The organism is Henriciella sp., from assembly GCF_029937755.1.
Lineage (GTDB): Bacteria > Pseudomonadota > Alphaproteobacteria > Caulobacterales > Hyphomonadaceae > Henriciella.
Window position 1 is genome coordinate 248,316 of sequence record NZ_JAPYPG010000003.1, and the last position, 18,137, is coordinate 266,452.

Sequence of the window (18,137 nt, forward strand, 5' to 3'; positions counted from 1 at the left end):
TGCGCGATCTCCCGTGATTATCGTTTATCGATATATCACCCGAATGTCGTCTCCGCGTCAACTGCATTTGCGCTAAGGCGCAGGTAAAGCGCGACCGCAAGCCCATGGCCGATCCAGATCCAGGGGGCCATCAGCAGCGCGCAGAACCCGTCGACGATACACACCTTGAGCATGGACGGCTCAGGGCCGGACGGGACCGGGCCGAACCAGGTGAGCAGTGTCTCCATGCCGGCGAGATGCTGTATGGCAATGGTCAGCGCGCTCAGGACCAGCCATGGCAGGGCCTGCAGGACGAGCCACAGCAAGCCGATGCGCAGGACGTATCCACGCGTCCACGACCATGTCCGGAAGATGGCAAGCCGCCCTTCGGCGACCGTCGCCACCCCGAAGAGGAAGAGCCGCATTCCCAGCCACAAGAGCCCGAGCGAGGCGATGAAGAGCAGGATGTAGAGCACCGTCGCCCCGCCCGAATCCGCCAGCGCCTCGATCGACTGCTGCACGCTTTCCGCCGAGTCACCCACCGTGGACGGATCATAACCGGCCGTCCCGATCAGCACGCCGGCAAACAGCGAGAAGAACAGCGTCAGCAGGAAGAGCAGGATGAAATAGAGCGCATAGACCGCCAGATTGGCGAGAAACAGCCGCGCCGCATCGGGAAATATGCTGCCCCTGCCGGCATCCGGCAGCAGGTGGCGGTACATGTCAGCCGACCAGAAACAGCCCACAAAGACAGTGACAAGGCCGGTCCCGAACCAGAGCAGGAAGAGGTTCGCGCCCTCGCTGGCCAGGGTGAGGAAATAGGCATGCATGCCCATGGCGACAGCGAACAGCAGCAGCGCCGGGAAAGTCGGCAAGGCGATGCGGCGCGCATGCGTGAACGCTTCCCGCATGATAGCGCCGTGTGCGAGCGGTGATGTCGTCATGGCCAGCCCCTTCAGCCCTGGTGACCCTTCAATGCCTCTCGATATGGGCCCCTCGCGCCAATGAAAAGCCGGGGCGGGCCTTTCGGTCCACCCCGGCCATGCAGTTGACTTTGGCCCGTCCTAGTCGTCGCGGCGGGCGTCCGGCAGGCGGTCATTGATGTCGTCGCGGATGTCGAGCAGTGTCACGATCAGGCCGCAGACAAGGCTGGCGGAAATCCAGCCCGCAACCGTGAAGACCACGACATCGACGACCTGTGCCGCCACGCCCTCAAGCGCGAAGATAACACCAGCGAAGCCGACTTCGTCCGTCCCGCCGGTCTCTTCATAGGCGTTATAGAGCCCCGTGCCGATCCCGCTCAGGATGATCGCGATGTATGCGACATAGACCATCGTGCGGAAGCTGTTGATGATGAAGAACTTCATATGCGTCCCCTTTCCACATTGAGGGCAAAAACCTCAGTGCCGACCATAGCGGCTCAGGTCCGGCCTGTCTTCAGCTTGTTTGTGACGCTTATTCGCTCATGCCGCAGGTCATTGCGGCCTGCATGGCAAAGGACATGAACTGGGTCTGCTGCTGCGGCGTGAGATCACCCATGATCTCTTCAGCGCCCTCAGAGCCCTCGCGCGCAGCATCGGCCAGCTTGGAGTAGAGATCATCGTCGAGATTCTCTTCGGCCGAGTCCGCCATGCATTCGCAGGTCTTCTGGTCACTGGTGCCATCGCTGACACAGGCATCGATGATCGCTTGCCGGTCGTTACCGCCGCCGCCACAGGCAGCCAGGGCCAGCAGGCCAGCCGAAGCAATGAATATCTTTTTCATGGCGAATTTCCCTCTTCAGTCAGATTTCCGCGGGGACCGTTCCATGATTTCCCGGGGCTGGCCAGTAAAAAAAGCCTACTCCCGGCGAAGTAGCCGGTCCCACTGGAACCTGTTGCCCATCCGCTTCAGGAAAGCCGCCTTTACCGCGGCAGGGTCATAATCCTCACGGACCCAGTCCATGAACGGTTTGCCGCTCTCGGCGGTTTCATCGAGATAGGTCTGGAAGAAAGCGTCCAGCATGCCGGTCTTGCCGGACTTCACATGCAGATACCGGCCCGAAAGCTGCTCGGCCGCCTTGGCGACCGGCATGCCGCGCCGGAATATCATGTAGAGCGCACTCATCAGGCCGGCCCGGTCCGCACCGGACTTGCAGTGCATCAGCGCCGGATACTCGATCTCCTCGAACAGGGCCTTCGCCTTCTCGATGGCCTCGACCTTGGGGGTATCGCGGGAGAAGACCTGGAAATCGACCAGCGCAATGCCGGCTACATCGCAGGCCTCCTTTTCCAGCAGGTAATAGCCCTTGGTGCTCTCGCCACGCAGGTTGATGATGGTGCGGATGCCGCGCGCGGCCGCATGTTCGGCCACCTGCCGCGGATTGGGCTGGTTGGAACGCCACATCTCGGGGCTGATCTGGTGCAGATTCTGGAAGCTTTCGCGCAGGAAGCCGTGATCGCCGAGAATCATCTCGCGTTCCGCCCGCGACCGGCCGGCCACCGTCGACAGGTCGGCCGCGACATGCGGCGGGCGCTTCTTCTTGCGCTTTTTCTTCTTGGGCGTGTCGTCACTCATCTCGTCTGCCGCCTAGCCAAGCTCAGCCCTCCGGGCAAGCAGCCAGATGCGGCGGCGCCTGCGAAGGTTCAACCCGTTCCCTTAAACGCGCAGTAAGAAGACAGGCTTAACATCACGCTCGAAACCTGCCCCATGACCGGGCAGACAGCCTCACCGGATGCCCGACTGCATGCCCCTTTCTCCAGCCCGTCTGCTAAGCGCCATGCTTGCCCTCTGGGCCTTTCTGCCGGGCGCATTTGCCCAGACGCTCGACATCCAGCCGACCTCGGTGGAAATCCCCGCCGAGCCGGGCATGCGCCACCGCCAGGTACTGAGCATTACCAATATGTCGGCCGAAGAGACCCGCTCCCTGACCATCGGGCTGGCCGACTGGACGCTTACAGGCAGTGGTCAGCTGAGCCTGTCGCCCCCCGGCGAGGCGGACCGTTCGGCGGCAAGCTGGGCGCGGTTCACGCCCGGCTTCCTGTCGCTTGAGCCCGGCCAGTCCGGCAATGTCATCCTCGACATGATCGTGCCTGCAAAGCCTGATCATGGCGGCGATTACCTCTTCGCCCTGATGGCCTCTGAAGTGTCTCCCGGCCCCAATGGGCAGATGCGCAAGATCGAGGCGTCCAGCCTGTTTTATCTGACAATCGCGCCTGCCGTCAGCGACCCGGCCATCACCGATGTCCGGATGGCCAGCCCGACCCGGCTCGACATCGAAGTGTCGAATGCCGGGAATGCGCATGCCCGGCTCGACGGAGAGGTCCGGATCGAGGCAGCAAGTGGCGAGACGACAAGCCTGCCGATCTCCAATCTGGTTGTGCTGGAGACAAGCGACCGGACCTTCACCTTGCCGCTCGCAGAGGGCGTTACCGAGGGCGCGCGCGTGACGGTAACGCTGGACAATGTCTTCGCCCCGCAATCAGGCACGGGCGTCGAAGCCCTGCGCACCTGGTCCGGCCCGCTCGAAGCACCCGCCGGCTAGCGGTAACCAAGACCGTCCAGCATGGACACGGCCTCATAGAGCGGCAGGCCGACAATGGCGGTGTAGGAGCCGTTGATGCGCTTGATGAACGGCGCCGCTCCGCCCTGGATCGCATAGCCGCCAGCCTTGCCGACGCCGTCGCCCTCTGTGGCGTAGCGCTCGATCTCTTCCGGCGTCAGTCTTTTGAAAACAACCCGCGAGGTCACGACACGCACCGATTCCCGGCTATCCGGACCAATCACGGCGAGGCCGCTCAACACCTGGTGGGCCCGGCCGGACATCATCTCCAGGCACGCGCGCACCTGTTGGGCGTCGCCAGCCTTTGGCAGCATGCGCCGGCCGAGCGCGACCACCGTATCGCCAGCCAGCGTGAACTGGCCCGACACATGGACAGCCAGCGCTTTTTCGCGCGCCAGCCTCTCTGCCAGCGCGCGGGGCGTTTCATCTTTTCGGGGAGACTCGTCGATGTCGGCGGGCTTGATCTCATCCGGCCGGAGACCGGCCTGGGCGAGAAGATCGAGGCGCCGGGGTGACGCGCTCGCCAGCACCAGGGGCGCGCGCGGGGTGGTCATCTTACTTGAAGCGGTAGGTGATCCGGCCCTTGGTCAGGTCATAGGGCGTCATTTCGACGAGCACCTTGTCGCCCGTCAGGATACGGATGCGGTTCTTGCGCATCTTGCCGGCCGTATAGCCGATGATCTCATGGTCGTTTTCCAGCTTCACGCGAAAGGTCGCGTTGGGAAGCAGTTCCATGATGGTACCGTTGAATTCGATCAGTTCTTCTTTTGCCATTGGCACTCCATTGATGGCGGCGGTTATCTTTAACCTTCGCTATATGGTGCGGTTCGGTACTGGCGTCACCTGCCTGATGCAACCAATTTCATCACGGACACGTTTAACGAGTAACAGTTACATGCAGCTTTCTCTGCACCTAATGGTTGCGTGTTAAGATAAAAGCGACCCAGAATCTCGCTTAATAAGAGAAGCGGGAAAGCAGAATGCCCCATCGGTCAAAGTCAGACCTCCCAATATCGCCATCCTCCGGCAATATAGAATTTCGTCGTTTTGTCGATGAAATGGTTACGCCCTACGTGGTGTTGGACTCTAAGCTTCGAATTGTTTATGCGAATGCTTCTTATCTAAACATTATGCAGCGCAAGCCTGAGGCTATTCTTGACCGGTATGTGTTCGACGTCTTCCCCGACACACCGGGACGTATGGCATTTGCCCGTGAACGAATGCTATCGGTCCTCCAGCAGGGGAAATCCGTCACCGAACCGCATTTGCCCTACACACTCCGTGGCGCTGACGGAGAGGAGGCGCTGCGCATATGGGAGGCTACCTACGCGCCCTATTTCGACGATGACGGCAGCGTCACCCACATCATCTTCAATTGCAGGGATATAACCGAGACTGTCGCGCTCAGGCGGGAAAAAAAGATCCTTGCAGACGAGCTGAACCACCGCGTCAAGAACATGCTGGCCATGATCCAGTCTGTCTCGATGATGAGCGCGGACTCCTCCGAAAATCTCGACGATTTCCTTGAAAGCTTCGAGGAACGCCTGATCGCCATAGACAGGACGTTTGTCGGACTACAGCGGACCGACTGGAAAGGGATGACCCTGCGCCAGGTCCTGGAAGAGTCACTCGCGCCCTTTGGCCCGCCGTCAGCCAGCAGCCGAATTCGGCTCAAGGGCCCGAACATCCTCCTCAGCGGGAACGATTGCCACATCACATCCCTGGTCCTTCACGAATTTGCGACCAATGCGGCAAAGTACGGATGCTTCAAACACCCGGGCGGCCGTCTGAACGTAAACTGGTCGATCGACGGCGATGGTGTCCTGGAGGTTGTCTGGGAAGAGACGGGCATGAGCGGTATCAAGCCGCCCAAGCGGACAGGCTTCGGAACGAAGCTCGCCTCGATCATGCCAGACCTGAACGTCGAACGCGACTTTTTCGACCACGGCATGCGGGCCCATACATGGGTCCGCCTGTCCAAACCCGCACGTGAAGTTGCCTGACCCGGCCCGCCCTGGCGCCATGCGCTCGCGGACCGACCTTACTTGCCCAAGCAGGAAGACAGCTGAACGCCCGGTTTACTTGCCGGGCCCGCGCGCCTGCCCGGCATGAAGGGCACAGATCAGGGTAAACAGGCGCCGCGCCGTGTCGAAGTCCACCTCGATCTTGCCCTCGAGGCGCTCGGCCAGCAGCGATGAGCCTTCATTGTGGATACCGCGCCGGGCCATATCGATCGCCTCGATCTGGTGCGGGGTCTGGTTCTTGATCGCGGAATAGTAACTCTCGCAGATCATGAAATAGTCGCGGATAATTCCCCTGAAAGGCGAAACGGAGAGGATAAAGGCGTGGACCTTTTCGCCGTCCTCATGTCGGATGTCGAAGACCAGCTTGCGCTCGACCATGGAGAGGTGCAGCACATAGGGCCCGCCATCATCGTCGATCACACCGAAGCTGTTTTCCTCGATCAGATCAAAGATCGCGACGCGGCGCTCGTGCTCGGCGTCCGGCCCGCTTGAGGTCAGCGTCTCTTCGTCGATCTCGACAGCGATGAGGCGTTTGTCAGTCATGACCTCCGCCAGCATTTGTCCGGATGGAAACAGAGCGCGCATGCGCGGGCAGGCCTTCGGCTTCAGCGAGACGCAGCGCCGCTGGCGCAAGCGCCGCGAAGCCTTCGCTGCTCGCACGCTGGATGCTCATCCGCTTCATGAAATCCTGCAGGCCGAGACCGGAGCTGAAGCGCGCCGCCCGGCTTGTCGGCAGGACATGGTTTGACCCGGTGACATAGTCGCCCAGCGCTTCCGGCGTGTGGTGGCCGAGGAAGACTGCACCGGCATGCCTGATCTGCGGCAGCAGGAGGTCGGGATCCTCGACCGCAAGCTCCAGGTGCTCGGCGGCGATCTCGTTGGCGATGTCTGCAGCCTGATCAAGCGAAGTGGCGAGAATGATCGCGCCATGATGGTCCCAGGCGTGGCGGGCGCGCGCCTCTGTGGACAAAGTTTTCAACTGCTTTTCCACAGCCTTTTCCACAGCCTTGCCCACACCCTTGTTCACAGTGATCAGGATCGACTGGGAAGAGGTGTCGTGTTCGGACTGGCTGAGCAGGTCAGCGGCGATCCAGTCGGGGTTCGCGCTCTCGTCTGCAATCACCAGAATCTCTGAAGGGCCGGCGATCGTGTCGATCCCGACGGTGCCAAAAACCTGCCGCTTGGCCTCGGCCACATAGGCATTGCCCGGCCCGACAATCTTGTCGACGCGGACCAGATGGCCGGCCCCATAGGCAAGCGCGGCAATCGCCTGCGCGCCGCCTATGGGATAGAATTCATCCACACCCGCCTTGAGCGCGGCATAGGCCACGGCTGGCGACAGCTGGCCGCCCGGCGCCGGTGCCGTCATCACGACCCTGTCCACACCGGCAATCTTGGCCGGTATCGTGTTCATCAGCACCGAGCTTGGATAGGAGGCGAGCCCGCCCGGCACATAGACCCCGACACTGTCGAGCGAGGACCATTTCCAGCCCAGCTCCACGCCCACGGCATCCTTGAAGACATGGTCCACAGGCCGCTGTTTCTCGTGATAGGCGTCGATGCGCTCAGCCGCGAAGTCGATGGCTTCCTTCAGGTCGTCAGGACAGCCCGCCGCCAGCGCATGCAGGTCGACATTGTCCGATTGCAGCGTCACCGGATCGAGCGTGAGCCGGTCGAATTTCGAGGTGTAGCGGGCCACCGCTTCGCCGCCATTCGCCCGCACATCGGCGATGACATCGTGCACGGTCGTGGCGACATCCTCGACCTCGCCGCGCGGCTCGTTCAGGAAGGCGGTAAACGTCTCCCTGAATCCGGCATCGCCTGCATCAATCCAGCGGCCCATCAGCGCTTTCTCCGTTCATGGCTCGGCGTATGACGCGTCGTCCATTCATAGTCGCTGTCGAGCAGCGTGACATCCAGCGCCTCGACCGTGAGGGCCAGTTCGCCATCGCCCGCGAACAGAAGACGCACAACGCCGCCCGGCGGATCTTCATCTGGAACGAATTCCACGTTGAGCAAGGAATACACCATGTCCGGATCGGATTTGGTGATGCCGAGAGTCTTCACGGCCAGGACTCCATCGAAGGCAAGCAGCGAGCGTATCCGCGTCTGCGGTCCCTTGCGCCGGCGGGTCTTCGCTTCCCAGCGGAAGCGGTTGAGCTCGATGGAGAAACGATGCTTGCGGGACTCGTATTTCAGGTTCTCGGCCTTGGTCACAGCGTCCTGCACGGCCGCGGCAATCACGGTCAGGTCATCTGTATCCTCGGCGATCAGTCGCAGCGGCGTCGTCTCAGCCATTTTAGCCCCTATTCCTACTCTTCACTGTCGCTGACGCGGCGGATGTCGGCCCCGACCGCGCTCAGCTTGTCTTCAAGCTGCTCGAAGCCCCGATCCAGATGATAGATGCGGCTGACTTCGGTTTCACCTTGGGCAGCAAGCGCAGCAATGACAAGGGAGACCGAGGCCCGCAAGTCGGTCGCCATCACAGGCGCGCCCTTGAGCTGCTCAACCCCCTTCACGATTGCCTCATGACCGCGCACGGCGATATTGGCGCCAAGCCGCGAAAGCTCCGGCGCATGCATGAACCGGTTCTCGAAAATGTTCTCGCGGATCACCGAGGTGCCGTCGGCGATCGCCATCAGCGCCATGAACTGCGCCTGCAGGTCTGTCGGGAAGCCCGGATGCGGCGCGGTATCGACGCTCACCGCATTGAGCTTCGAGCCATTGCGGATGATGCGCATCGTGCCGGCTTCCTTGTCGGTCTCGACGATGACACCGGCATCGCGCAGCGCCCCGGTCAGCGCGCTCAGCGCCGCCACGGGCGCATTGGTCAGGGTCACATCGCCACCGGCGGCTGCCACGGCCATGGCATAGGTGCCCGCCTCGATCCGGTCCGGCATGACGGGATGGGTCGTCCCCTTGAGCGTATCGACACCCTGAATGGTAATGGTCGCCGTCCCGGCGCCGGACACCTTTGCGCCCATCGCGTTGAGGCAGACACCGAGATCATGAATCTCCGGCTCCCGCGCAGCGTTTTCCAGCACCGTCTCGCCATCGGCCAGGACAGCCGCCAGCATGGCATGCTCCGTCGCACCGACAGAGACAAAGGGGAAGTTGATGTGCGCGCCCTTCAGCCCGCGAATCGCGGCCGCCTTCACATAGCCTTCTTCGACCACGAGATCGGCTCCCATCGCCTCGAAGGCTTTCAGGTGCAGGTCGACCGGCCGCGCGCCGATGGCACACCCGCCCGGCAGCGACACGGTGGCATGCCCATAGCGCGCCAGCAGCGGGCCCAGAACGTTGAAGCTCGCCCGCATCTTCCGCACCTGTTCATAGGGCGCGATCGTGGAGGTGAGCTCGGCGGCATTCAGCCGGCAGGTCGAATCGCCCTTCGGCCAGTAGACCTCGACCCCCAGCGTCTGCAGCAGCTGCGAGAGGAAGCGGGTATCCGCCAGGCGCGGCATGTTGGTCAGCGTCAGCGGCTCAGGTGTGAGCAGCGTGGCCGCCATCAGCTTGAGCGCGGAATTCTTCGCGCCCGAGATCGGGATGGTGCCGGAAAGCGGTTTGCCGCCAGTGATCTTCAGTTTGTCCATGGCGGCCTCTTATAGTGGTCTTGGCGGCATGGAAAAGGCGGGAATGCGGCGGTTTCGCCGAAAGGATGAAGCGCGCGTTTACGCCTTGTCGTCGCCGCGCTTTTGCGAGGGGGTGTCACCGCCCTCCTCGCGGGCCTTTCGCGCGGCCTGCTTGCGGCGTTTGAGATTGTCCCTCAGCGCCGCCTTTCGGCGGGCATCACGGTCGCTGGAGCTGTCTTTGGCAGTCATTTGTTCAGTGAACCTTCCGAAACGGTCTTTTCATCATTCCCCGCATAAGCTAAGGGCCTCCCTCACCTGCTTCAAATGCCGCGGTAGCTCAGTGGTAGAGCGCGTCATTGGTAATGACGAGGTCGGGAGTTCAATCCTCCCCCGCGGCACCAGCTCTTCTCCGGATAACATGGTTTTGACGGGCCGGCGCAACACCTGCGCCAGGGTCGCGCGAAGATGAATGACTGTGTCGGGCACCCTCAAGTCTCATCCCAAAACGCCAGGAGCCGCCCTCGCCGGCCGGCCATGCAGATACGCTACACTCGTAACACGTTCGGGGATTGCCCTTTCGCTAACCACCCCTCTTGCCGGACGAACATTGCTGTAATCAGGCTGAAGAAGAAAAATGTGTCTCTTGCGACACAGTTTCGTCACGATTGCAGCAGCGGGTGACAAATCGTTCATTTAGTCGTTGACGCCCTTCCGGGCGCTTGCCTAGCGTGCAGACAAGGCTGCTCGGGCGTCGAACAGTCTCAAAACTGTCAGGGTAGGCTCCCCGGAGGTAAGACCTCCGGGCGAGCGCTTATGGAGGAGGTCAATTTGACCCAAGATAACTGGAAGAAGAAGCTTCTAACCACCTCACTGCTCGTGGGCGTGGCTGGTAGCATCTGGAGCGGCGCAGCCATCGCCCAGGATGCTGATGACGACCAGGATGACGCACCAACCGTCATCGAGGAAGTCGAGGAAACTGATGAGTCCCGCCAGGAAACGGTCGTGGTCGTCGGTTCGCTGCTGTCGCGTAGCGAATACACGTCCATCTCGCCGGTTCAGGTGATCCGCGCCGACGTTCAGCGCGACAAGGGTCTCATTGACGCAACGGCCATTCTGCAAAGTTCACCGGTTTCCGCCGGTCAGCAGATCGACGCATCCTTTGCCGGCTTCGTGCTGGACAATGGCCCGGGTGCCACCACTGCAGACCTTCGCGGTCTCGGCGCAGGCCGCACGCTGGTTCTCGTCAATGGCCGCCGCCTCTCGCCAGCTGGTGTGGAAGGCGCGCCTTCCTCGCCGGACCTCAGCCTGATCCCGTCGGGCCTGGTCGAAAGCTATGACCTGCTGCTCGACGGCGCATCCTCAATCTACGGTTCGGACGCTGTGGCCGGCGTGATCAACGCCACGCTGCGCAAGGACTTCGACGGTCTCGAGATCGACGTCTTCCGCACCCAGCCCTTCCAGGGCAGCGGTGAAGAAACCCAGATCAACCTCGCCTGGGGTGTGAACGGTGACCGCGGCTTTGCCGGCTTCGGCGTCGAGTACTTCGACCGCAAGACCATCAAGCTGTCCGACCGTGATTTCTCGGACGAGTGCTCGAAGAATGTCGAAGTCTGGGACGATGGCAGCATCCATAATGAGGACCTGACCCTGCTTCCGGGCATGGGCACAACGGATTGTGATATCTTCCCGCTGGCACGCCGTGCATCCTTCCTGCCGACAAGCCCCCAATTCCCGGGCGCCACAGGCACTCAGGCCCCAGGTGGCCGTTTCGGTTTCGGCAGCCTTTACTACACGCCAGGCTTCTCCAATGTCGGCATCCCGAACTTCTCGGAAAGCGGCGATGCATTCGGTAACGTAGCCGACGGAAATGGCGATGGGCTCGCGGACTTCTCGTTCCTCGACTATACGACGAACGGCCTGCCGCGTGACCGCTCGACCGACCTGCTGGCCGGTACGGAGCAACTCTCCTTCTTCTCCTACGGTGAGTACACGCTCAACAACGATATCACCGCTTACTATGAGGCGTCTTACGCCCAGCGTGAAACATCGATCAATTCTGGTGAAGCCCAGCTCTTCCCGACAGTCTCGGGCGACAACCCGTTCAACCCCTGTAATATCGATGCTGGTGGCACTGACTGTGGCGCGGCTCGTAACAACTATTACATCAACAATTACGGCGCACCGCTTTCCGTTTTCGGCGGCGATGACGCGGTTGAAGGCATCAACTACGATGTCCAGCCGATCGTCACTGTTCTCGGCGACCGCAGCGGCGTCGATGTCGATGTTGCCCAGTACCGTCTCGTTGGCGGCTTCAAGGGCGACCTTCCGTTCGTCAACCCGGTTACGGGATCGACCTGGGACTATGATGTCTACGCATCCTACTCCCGTTCGGACGGTAACTCGATCCGCCGCGGTATCCGTGACGACCGCCTGCAACTGTCGCTGAACACGACAATGGAAGACCCGAACAATCCGGGTAACTACATCTGTGGTCTGGACGTCGATGGCGATGGCATTCCGGATCCGTCCGGCACGCCGGGCGGCTGTGTGCCCGTCAACCTGTTTGCGCCCTCTCTCTACGAGACGGGTTTCGGTGACTTCGCTACCCCGGAAGAGCGCGACTATCTGTTTGGCCGCCGGACCTTCAATACGGTCTACGAGCAAACGATTCTGAGCGGTGTTGTCCGTGGTGACCTGGTCGAGCTTCCGGCCGGCATGGCGTCTGCCGCTCTAGGTGTCGAATATCGTCAGGACTCCATCGACTCCCGTCCGGACGATGTTGCAGAAGATGGCCTCTTCTTCGGCTTCTTCTCTGACGGCGGCGCCTCGGGTTCCAAGGATCTCTACGAAGCCTTCGCAGAAGTCGAGATTCCGGTCGTTGCCAACGCTCCGGGTATCTATGAGCTGACCACGAACTTCTCTGGCCGCTGGACGGAAGAGCAGTTCTACGGGTCTGCCTGGACCTATTCCGGCAAGGTGGGCTACCGCCCGGTCGAGTGGCTTCAGGCTTCGGGTACGATCGGCACGTCCTTCCGGGCCCCGAACGTGCGCGAGCAGTTCCTGCAACCGCAAACAGGCTTCCTGACCCTGAGCGACCCTTGTGTTGTTCCGGACGATGCCTTCTCCATCGGTGGTGGCTACGATCCGACCCAGGATCCGCGTGACCAGAATACACTGGACAACTGTCTCGCTGCCGGTATCGACCCGACGACGTTTGCGCCGAACGGCGCTGGCAACAGCAACTTCTCCACCGAGATTGCAAGTGAAGGTAACGTCAATCTGCAGGAAGAAACCTCGGACTCCTGGACGGCAGGCCTGACCTTCGAACAGCCCTGGTTCGACGATTTCGACTTCTCGGCTCGTGTCACCTACTATGACATCGAGATCGAGGACTCGATTGCCGAGCCGAGCGCGCAGTTCATCATCAATGACTGCTACACGATCCAGCCAACCTTCCCGAGCGCCTTCTGCGGACGGATTACTCGTGATCCGGCCGACCAGTCGCTGACCTTCATTTCGGCTTCGCCGATCAATGTGAACAGCGAAACGGCCAAGGGTCTCGACATCAACCTGAACTACAATCAGGAGTTCACGATTGGTGGACGCAATGTCGGCATCTTCGCCGACCTCGACGCCAACCACAAAATCGAGCGTGATGTCACCCAGATCGACGAGAACGGCGTGGCCACCACCACGGATCTGCTCGGCCGCTTCGGCTTCGTCGAGTGGACGGCCAACGCTTCGCTGGCTGCCGAGTATGACGACTTCCGTCTGACTTGGTCGACCCGTTACATCGGTGATGCTCAGCAGCCGGACTCCGATGCTCCGGGTAGCGGTGTAACCTGCCTTGGTGACGAAGGCTGCCGTGACGTCGACTTCGCTGACGAGTGGTTCAGCCACGACCTGGCACTCGGCTACACGGGTGACACGTTCAACATGACGGTTGGTGTCCGTAACGTCTTCGACGAGGAGCCGCCGCTGGTGAACTACGACGAGTACTCCACCAATGGTGGTAATGTGCCGCTGGGTGCTGGTTACACACCGGGTATCTTCGGCCGCACGGCCTTCGTCCGGGTCGGCAAGCAATTCTAAGATTTGCTGATCAAGACCTAAACGTCTGATGGAGGCGGCAGGCTCCGGGTGTAAATTCCCGATTGCCTGCCGCCTTTTTCTTTTATGTACTAGATGTCATTAGACGCGCCCCAAAGGCGTGAAGGAGGCCATGAATGTACCGCAGACTTTTCCGAACACTTCTTGCATGCTCGCTCGCCCTTCCGGCGCTCGCCATTTCCCTGCCTACAGCAACCGCTCAGGAAACCACCGCATCTGACCCGGTGCCGCTGGAAGCCTGGGCGCTGCGCGAAGTCATGCAGAATGTCGAGATCAATCCGAGCGGCGAGCATATCGCCTGGATGTCCAACCCGTCGCGTGAAGGCGATCCGATCATCCAGATCTACGAGACTGGAAAGTTCGACGAAAAGCCAACCAATGTCGGCGCCGACAATATGGAAATCATGGGCTTCTCCTGGGTGACCGACACAAAGATGATCGTCGCGTTCAGGCAGAAAATCCGCAACAGGATCGAAGACTTCAATCAGGGGGTCTATGCCAACAAGCTCGCCATGTTCGATACAGAAACCAGCAGGTTTACCGAGCTTGGCGACAACTTCTCGATTGCGTCGCTGCTTCCGGATGAACCGAACACGATCATCATCGAGCAACCCAATTCGCGGTTCGGCCTGAATGTCGAGGATGACCCGTTCGCCGCTTTCCGGCCGCGCACCTACTACGAGCTCAACCTCGAGACCGGCAAGAAAAGCCTCGTTCTCAAGGGTAACAACCGCACAGCCTCCGCCATCTTCGATGATGATGGCAATCCGCGCTTCTCGCAGGGCTATGATGCCGGCTCGAAGGAGTTCATCTTCTACGCCCGCAATCCTGATGAGAACAGCTGGCGCGAAGTGGTCCGCATGGACAGCTTCAGCCTCGAGAGTTCCAACTTCGGCGTTGCGGCATTCGATCCCAACAATGAGGACATCGCTTACGTCACCGCCAATAACGGCAACGACAAGGTCGGTCTCTGGCAGTTCGATATCCGCGAGGGCGAATTCGGCGATGAGATCTACAGACGCGAAGATGTGGACGTCGCGGGCGTGCGCACAAGCTCCAACTTCTGGCAAGAGGGCAACAAGCCGGTTGGCGTCACCTATTACGGCGCGAAGCTGGAAACGGCCTGGTTTGATGCAGAAGAAAAAGCGCTGTTCGATGGCCTGCAGAGCGCTGTTCCGAATGCTCACCAGATTTCCATCACCTCGCGCTCGCGCGATGGTGACACGATGGTGGTCTACAATGTCGGACCGAAGGATCCAGGTTCATATTATCTCCTGGAGAACGGCCAGCTCAGCTTTATCGGGACCAAGAACCCGCTGCTCAAGCCGGAGAATCTGAGCGAAATCCGCTATATCAAGTATCCGACACGCGATGGAAGAGAAGTCGCAGGTTATCTCACCGTGCCCAACAAGGGTGAGGCCCCCTACCCGCTCATCGTGCTGCCGCATGGCGGTCCGTTCGTGGCGGAAATCGTGACCTATGACGAGTGGGCCCAATTCCTGGCAAACAATGGCTACGCCGTGCTGCAGCCGCAATACCGGGGATCGCTGGGCTATGGCCTCGACCACTGGAAGAGCGCCTATGGCCAGGGTGGCCTGAAGATGCAGGACGACAAGGATGACGGCGCGCTCTACCTCGTTGAGGAAGGTTTCGCCGACCCTGACCGGCTGGCCATGTTCGGCTGGTCCTATGGCGGTTACGCCGCTGCAGTCGCTGCATCGCGGGACCCGAACATCTATCAATGCACGATCGCCGGTGCCGCCGTTGTCGATGGCAACATGCAGCTGAACTACTATCGCGACAATCTTCTGCCAGCCTCGGAATATTGGGAGCTTCGTCGCCGGGAAGGTGTTCAGCCGCTGGATGAGGTCACGAAGGTCAACATTCCCCTCATGGTCATCCATGGCGATGTCGACCAGCGTGTGCCGTTCGAGCACTATGAGAAGTACACCAATGCGCTCGACAAGGCCGGTGTAGACTATGAGTCAGTGGTGCTGAAAGGCGCCGACCACTTCTACAATACCCTGTTCTACGACCACCAGCTGAAGCTCTACACTTCGATGCGGGACTTCCTGCAGAATGATTGCGGGCCGGGCGGCCTGTGATCTTCGAGCAAGAACGACAATTCCGGAAAGGCGGGCTTTCGGGCCCGCCTTTTCTTTATGTGCGGCGCTAAAGGGAGTGCCCCTGCCGCGGGCTGCGGTCGCCGAACCACCAGAGGGTGGCCGCCGTTGCGGCGAAGGTGGCGGTTTCGGTGATGGAGGTGCGCGCGCCTGCGTCCGCGCCGAGCCAGATGCCGCCCGCAATGCCCCAGAGGAGCAGCGTCAACACCGGCCGGGTCAGCCCGCGCACGGCATTGACGAAGGGATAGCTCTCCCCGATCGCGGCCTCCGCTTCCATCGAGGCGCGCAGGCCCGCCCAGCTGCCGGCGGTCTCGGCCAGCGCCAGTTCGGCTTCTGTCTCTTCGGCACGCGCGGCCTGCTGCAGTTCGATCAGCCTTGTCTCATGCACCCAGCGCTCACGCTCATGGGCGTTCGTCTGGCGTCTTTCGATGAAGCCTGCCACGCGGCCAAGCGCCGTCCCGACCAGCCCGAATATCCCGCCACCCGCCGCGCTTGCGGCTAGTCCTGCTACCTCTTCCATACTGTCTCGCTCCCCGGATAGAACCAGCGCGCCGGCCGCGCCCGCCTGTCGATATGGAGGAAGCTTCGCGCCAGTCCGAGGCCGGTAAATCCGGCCTGTTCAGCCGCCGCCAGAAGCGTGAACCGGTCATGCCCGGCGAGCCTGATATCGGCGGCGATGGTCTTGTGCTGCGAGAGTGGCGCGCCGCCGACGGCTGCGTTCCAGCCCGCACAGCGATGGCCGGAATTGATAATGAGCGGGGCACGAACCTTCGCGCGCACCGTCTCCAGCCCATCGAGAAAGCCCGGCGCGTGCCAGTATTCCCCGCCGCAGAACCGCCCGCCACATCGGCAGGCCAGCTCGGCCACCGAGAAGTGCGGCCAGCACCACCCCGTTCTCAGCGAAGCGTCAGCAGATAGGACCGATCGATAAAGCAAACCATCCTCCTTTAACGGAGCATAGTTTCCCTCAGCCTGTCCGCTGTCGGATGAATTACGTCAGGACCGCAAAAACCCTGTTTGAAATCTGCGCTCTACAGCGAGGTTATCAACCGATACCGGCGGATTCTGCCTGTTTGGCCCGCGCCGTCATGGGCACGAAAGCCTTGTGCTGGTTCAGCGCCTCGATGGCGCCCTCATACTCGCTGGCCAGCCGGTCCACGAACTCCGCCGTCGACATGCGTTTCTCGATAGCGCCGATGCCCTGGCCGCAGCCCCAGATGTCCTTCCAGGCCTTGGACTTCTGGTTGCCGCCGGAACCGAAATTCATCTTGCTCGGATCGCTTTCGGGAAGATCGTTCACATCCAGCCCGGCGCGCGAGATCGACGGGGCGAGATAGTTGCCATGCACGCCGGTGAAGAGATTGGAATAGACGATGTCGCCAGCCTTGGAGTCGACGATCATGTCCTTGTAGCCGTCCACCGCATTGGCCTCGTCGCAGGCGATGAAGGCCGAGCCGATATAGGCAAGGTCGGCGCCCATGGCCTGGGCAGCGGCAATTGCCCCGCCATTCGCAATCGAGCCCGACAGCGCCAGCGGCCCGTCGAAGAATTGCCGGATCTCCTGGATCAGGGCGAACGGCGACAGCGTGCCAGCATGGCCACCGGCCCCCGCACAGACCGCGATCAGGCCATCGGCGCCCTTCTCCAGCGCCTTGTGCGCAAAGACGACATTGATGATGTCGTGCATGACGATGCCGCCATAGGAGTGGATCGCGTCATTCACTTCCTGGCGCGCGCCAAGCGAGGTAATCACCAGCGGCACCTTGTACTTCACGCAGAGTTCAAGGTCCTCTTCGAGGCGATTGTTCGTCTTGTGGACGATCTGGTTGACCGCAAAGGGGGCGGCCGGACGGTCCGGGTTGGCCTTGTTGTAGCTGTCGAGTTCAGAGGTGATCTGGTCCAGCCACTCATCGAGCTGGCTGATCGGGCGCGCGTTCAGCGACGGGAAGGAGCCGATAACGCCCGCCTTGCACTGGGCGATCACCAGCTCCGGATTGGAAATGATGAAGAGCGGCGAGCCGATGACAGGCAGGCGCATGTTCTGGAGCACGGGCGGCAGGGCCATTATGGGTCTTCCCTCTGGTGATGTTTCCTCTATCGCCGCAACCTAGTCGTCCCGTCCGTCCGGACAAGATGTGACGTTGGGAAACGCGCCTCTCAGCGGCGCGCATTCAGCCAGCCTCATCCTTGCCCACCGCCACAACGGATCGAGTTGAAACTGACCGGGGCCGTAGCGCTCTCTCTCGCCACGCCTGACGGGTCTGACCGGGCCAGGGGTTGAAATGGCTGTCCTGATGCGCTCCCCTCCCTGCAATATCCATTACAGGGGGAGACCGATTCATGAAACGTATTCCGCTCATCGCCGCCAGCGCCGCGGCCGCCGCTTTCGCCGGAACCGCCAGCGCGCAATGCACCGAGGAGGACGGCTATGTTTTCGTCTTCAGCCAGTGCCTGCAGCAGGAGGCCGATGGCGAGGGCGAGACAGATCTTTGCCAGCATGCGCCCGGTGAAGACCCCGCCTTCATGCTGTTCATGTCCAACGTGATCCCGGACAGCGCCGAAGACCGCTCCTCGCTCGGCAGTCTCTTCTACTATGTCATCGACGAACAGCATGGTGTCGGCCTGCAGGGCAGCTCGTCACAATGCTTCGAGAGCGAAGACGCCGCCACGGAGCACCGGGACGCCACGATCCAGCGCTATCGCGACAATTTCGAGAATGTCACCGTGAAGGACGTGACCTTCGACAAGGGTACCGGCGCCCCCGAGACGGTCGCCGACTAACTTCCAC

General features: G+C 61.2%; 19 protein-coding genes and 1 tRNA gene. 6 read left to right on the forward strand and 14 right to left on the reverse strand.

Going from position 1 to position 18,137, the window contains the following annotated elements; all coding sequences use genetic code 11:
• Positions 1-35: 35 nt before the first annotated feature.
• The 4 genes from Q1K29_RS08795 to Q1K29_RS08810 form a co-directional block, all read right to left on the reverse strand.
• Positions 36-923 carry a hypothetical protein gene (locus Q1K29_RS08795; RefSeq protein ID WP_300393476.1) on the reverse strand — a complete coding sequence of 296 codons (888 nt, stop codon included), beginning with the start codon at positions 921-923 and terminating at the stop codon, positions 36-38.
• Between the two features lie 120 nt (positions 924-1,043).
• Positions 1,044-1,346, reverse strand: a complete 303-nt coding sequence (locus Q1K29_RS08800; RefSeq protein WP_300393479.1) for a hypothetical protein — start codon at positions 1,344-1,346, stop codon at positions 1,044-1,046.
• Positions 1,347-1,434: 88 nt separating this feature from the next.
• A complete protein-coding gene (locus tag Q1K29_RS08805) occupies positions 1,435-1,743 on the reverse strand; it encodes a hypothetical protein (RefSeq protein ID WP_300393482.1) in 309 nt (102 codons plus the stop codon).
• A gap of 75 nt (positions 1,744-1,818) precedes the next feature.
• Entirely contained in the window at positions 1,819-2,535 is a 717-nt protein-coding gene (locus Q1K29_RS08810; protein WP_300393486.1) for a sulfur transferase domain-containing protein, read from the reverse strand.
• A gap of 169 nt (positions 2,536-2,704) precedes the next feature.
• Here Q1K29_RS08810 and Q1K29_RS08815 point away from each other — a divergent pair, with 169 nt between their 5' ends.
• Positions 2,705-3,502 (forward strand): hypothetical protein, encoded by a 798-nt coding sequence (locus Q1K29_RS08815; protein ID WP_300393488.1) that lies wholly within the window; start codon positions 2,705-2,707, stop codon positions 3,500-3,502.
• Here Q1K29_RS08815 and Q1K29_RS08820 read toward each other — a convergent pair.
• Both Q1K29_RS08820 and infA read right to left on the reverse strand, forming a co-directional pair.
• Positions 3,499-4,074 carry a nucleoside triphosphate pyrophosphatase gene (locus tag Q1K29_RS08820; RefSeq protein WP_300393491.1) on the reverse strand — a complete coding sequence of 192 codons (576 nt, stop codon included), beginning with the start codon at positions 4,072-4,074 and terminating at the stop codon, positions 3,499-3,501. The two genes, Q1K29_RS08815 and Q1K29_RS08820, sit on opposite strands and share 4 nt — an antisense overlap.
• Before the next feature lies 1 nt (position 4,075).
• Entirely contained in the window at positions 4,076-4,294 is a 219-nt protein-coding gene (infA, locus tag Q1K29_RS08825) for a translation initiation factor IF-1 (protein ID WP_084394245.1), read from the reverse strand.
• A gap of 206 nt (positions 4,295-4,500) precedes the next feature.
• Here infA and Q1K29_RS08830 point away from each other — a divergent pair, with 206 nt between their 5' ends.
• Complete coding sequence (locus tag Q1K29_RS08830) at positions 4,501-5,523, forward strand: HWE histidine kinase domain-containing protein (RefSeq protein WP_300393500.1); 1,023 nt, start codon at positions 4,501-4,503, stop codon at positions 5,521-5,523.
• Positions 5,524-5,598: 75 nt separating this feature from the next.
• Here the strand turns inward: Q1K29_RS08830 and Q1K29_RS08835 are convergent, their stop codons facing one another.
• The 5 genes from Q1K29_RS08835 to Q1K29_RS08855 all read right to left on the reverse strand — a co-directional run bounded on the left by Q1K29_RS08835 (position 5,599) and on the right by Q1K29_RS08855 (position 9,365).
• Positions 5,599-6,087: a UPF0262 family protein gene (locus Q1K29_RS08835; RefSeq protein WP_300393503.1), complete on the reverse strand. Its 489-nt coding sequence runs from the start codon at positions 6,085-6,087 to the stop codon at positions 5,599-5,601.
• Complete coding sequence (hisD, locus tag Q1K29_RS08840; protein WP_300393506.1) at positions 6,080-7,387, reverse strand: histidinol dehydrogenase; 1,308 nt, start codon at positions 7,385-7,387, stop codon at positions 6,080-6,082. The genes Q1K29_RS08835 and hisD overlap by 8 nt, the downstream gene beginning before the upstream one ends.
• Positions 7,387-7,842: a DUF2948 family protein gene (locus Q1K29_RS08845; protein ID WP_300393508.1), complete on the reverse strand. Its 456-nt coding sequence runs from the start codon at positions 7,840-7,842 to the stop codon at positions 7,387-7,389. Before Q1K29_RS08845 ends, hisD begins: the two co-directional genes overlap by 1 nt.
• A gap of 14 nt (positions 7,843-7,856) precedes the next feature.
• Positions 7,857-9,137: a UDP-N-acetylglucosamine 1-carboxyvinyltransferase gene (gene murA, locus Q1K29_RS08850; RefSeq protein ID WP_300393511.1), complete on the reverse strand. Its 1,281-nt coding sequence runs from the start codon at positions 9,135-9,137 to the stop codon at positions 7,857-7,859.
• Positions 9,138-9,215: 78 nt separating this feature from the next.
• Entirely contained in the window at positions 9,216-9,365 is a 150-nt protein-coding gene (locus tag Q1K29_RS08855) for a hypothetical protein (protein WP_300393514.1), read from the reverse strand.
• 77 nt (positions 9,366-9,442) lie between these two features.
• Here Q1K29_RS08855 and Q1K29_RS08860 point away from each other — a divergent pair.
• From Q1K29_RS08860 to Q1K29_RS08870, 3 genes are all read left to right on the forward strand, one after another.
• Positions 9,443-9,517, forward strand: a tRNA-Thr gene (locus tag Q1K29_RS08860).
• 427 nt (positions 9,518-9,944) lie between these two features.
• On the forward strand, positions 9,945-13,208 hold the full coding sequence (locus Q1K29_RS08865) for a TonB-dependent receptor (RefSeq protein ID WP_300393516.1): 3,264 nt from the start codon (positions 9,945-9,947) through the stop codon (positions 13,206-13,208).
• Between the two features lie 134 nt (positions 13,209-13,342).
• Positions 13,343-15,331, forward strand: a complete 1,989-nt coding sequence (locus tag Q1K29_RS08870) for a prolyl oligopeptidase family serine peptidase (RefSeq protein ID WP_300393519.1) — start codon at positions 13,343-13,345, stop codon at positions 15,329-15,331.
• Between the two features lie 67 nt (positions 15,332-15,398).
• Here the strand turns inward: Q1K29_RS08870 and Q1K29_RS08875 are convergent, their stop codons facing one another.
• The 3 genes from Q1K29_RS08875 to Q1K29_RS08885 form a co-directional block, all read right to left on the reverse strand.
• Positions 15,399-15,869, reverse strand: a complete 471-nt coding sequence (locus Q1K29_RS08875; RefSeq protein ID WP_300393522.1) for a hypothetical protein — start codon at positions 15,867-15,869, stop codon at positions 15,399-15,401.
• Positions 15,857-16,285 (reverse strand): D-Ala-D-Ala carboxypeptidase family metallohydrolase, encoded by a 429-nt coding sequence (locus Q1K29_RS08880; protein ID WP_300393525.1) that lies wholly within the window; start codon positions 16,283-16,285, stop codon positions 15,857-15,859. The genes Q1K29_RS08875 and Q1K29_RS08880 overlap by 13 nt, the downstream gene beginning before the upstream one ends.
• 109 nt (positions 16,286-16,394) lie before the next feature.
• Positions 16,395-17,414: a nitronate monooxygenase family protein gene (locus tag Q1K29_RS08885; RefSeq protein WP_300393527.1), complete on the reverse strand. Its 1,020-nt coding sequence runs from the start codon at positions 17,412-17,414 to the stop codon at positions 16,395-16,397.
• 275 nt (positions 17,415-17,689) lie between these two features.
• Here Q1K29_RS08885 and Q1K29_RS08890 point away from each other — a divergent pair, with 275 nt between their 5' ends.
• Positions 17,690-18,130 (forward strand): hypothetical protein, encoded by a 441-nt coding sequence (locus Q1K29_RS08890; protein ID WP_300393530.1) that lies wholly within the window; start codon positions 17,690-17,692, stop codon positions 18,128-18,130.
• The last annotated feature ends 7 nt before the right edge of the window (positions 18,131-18,137 follow it).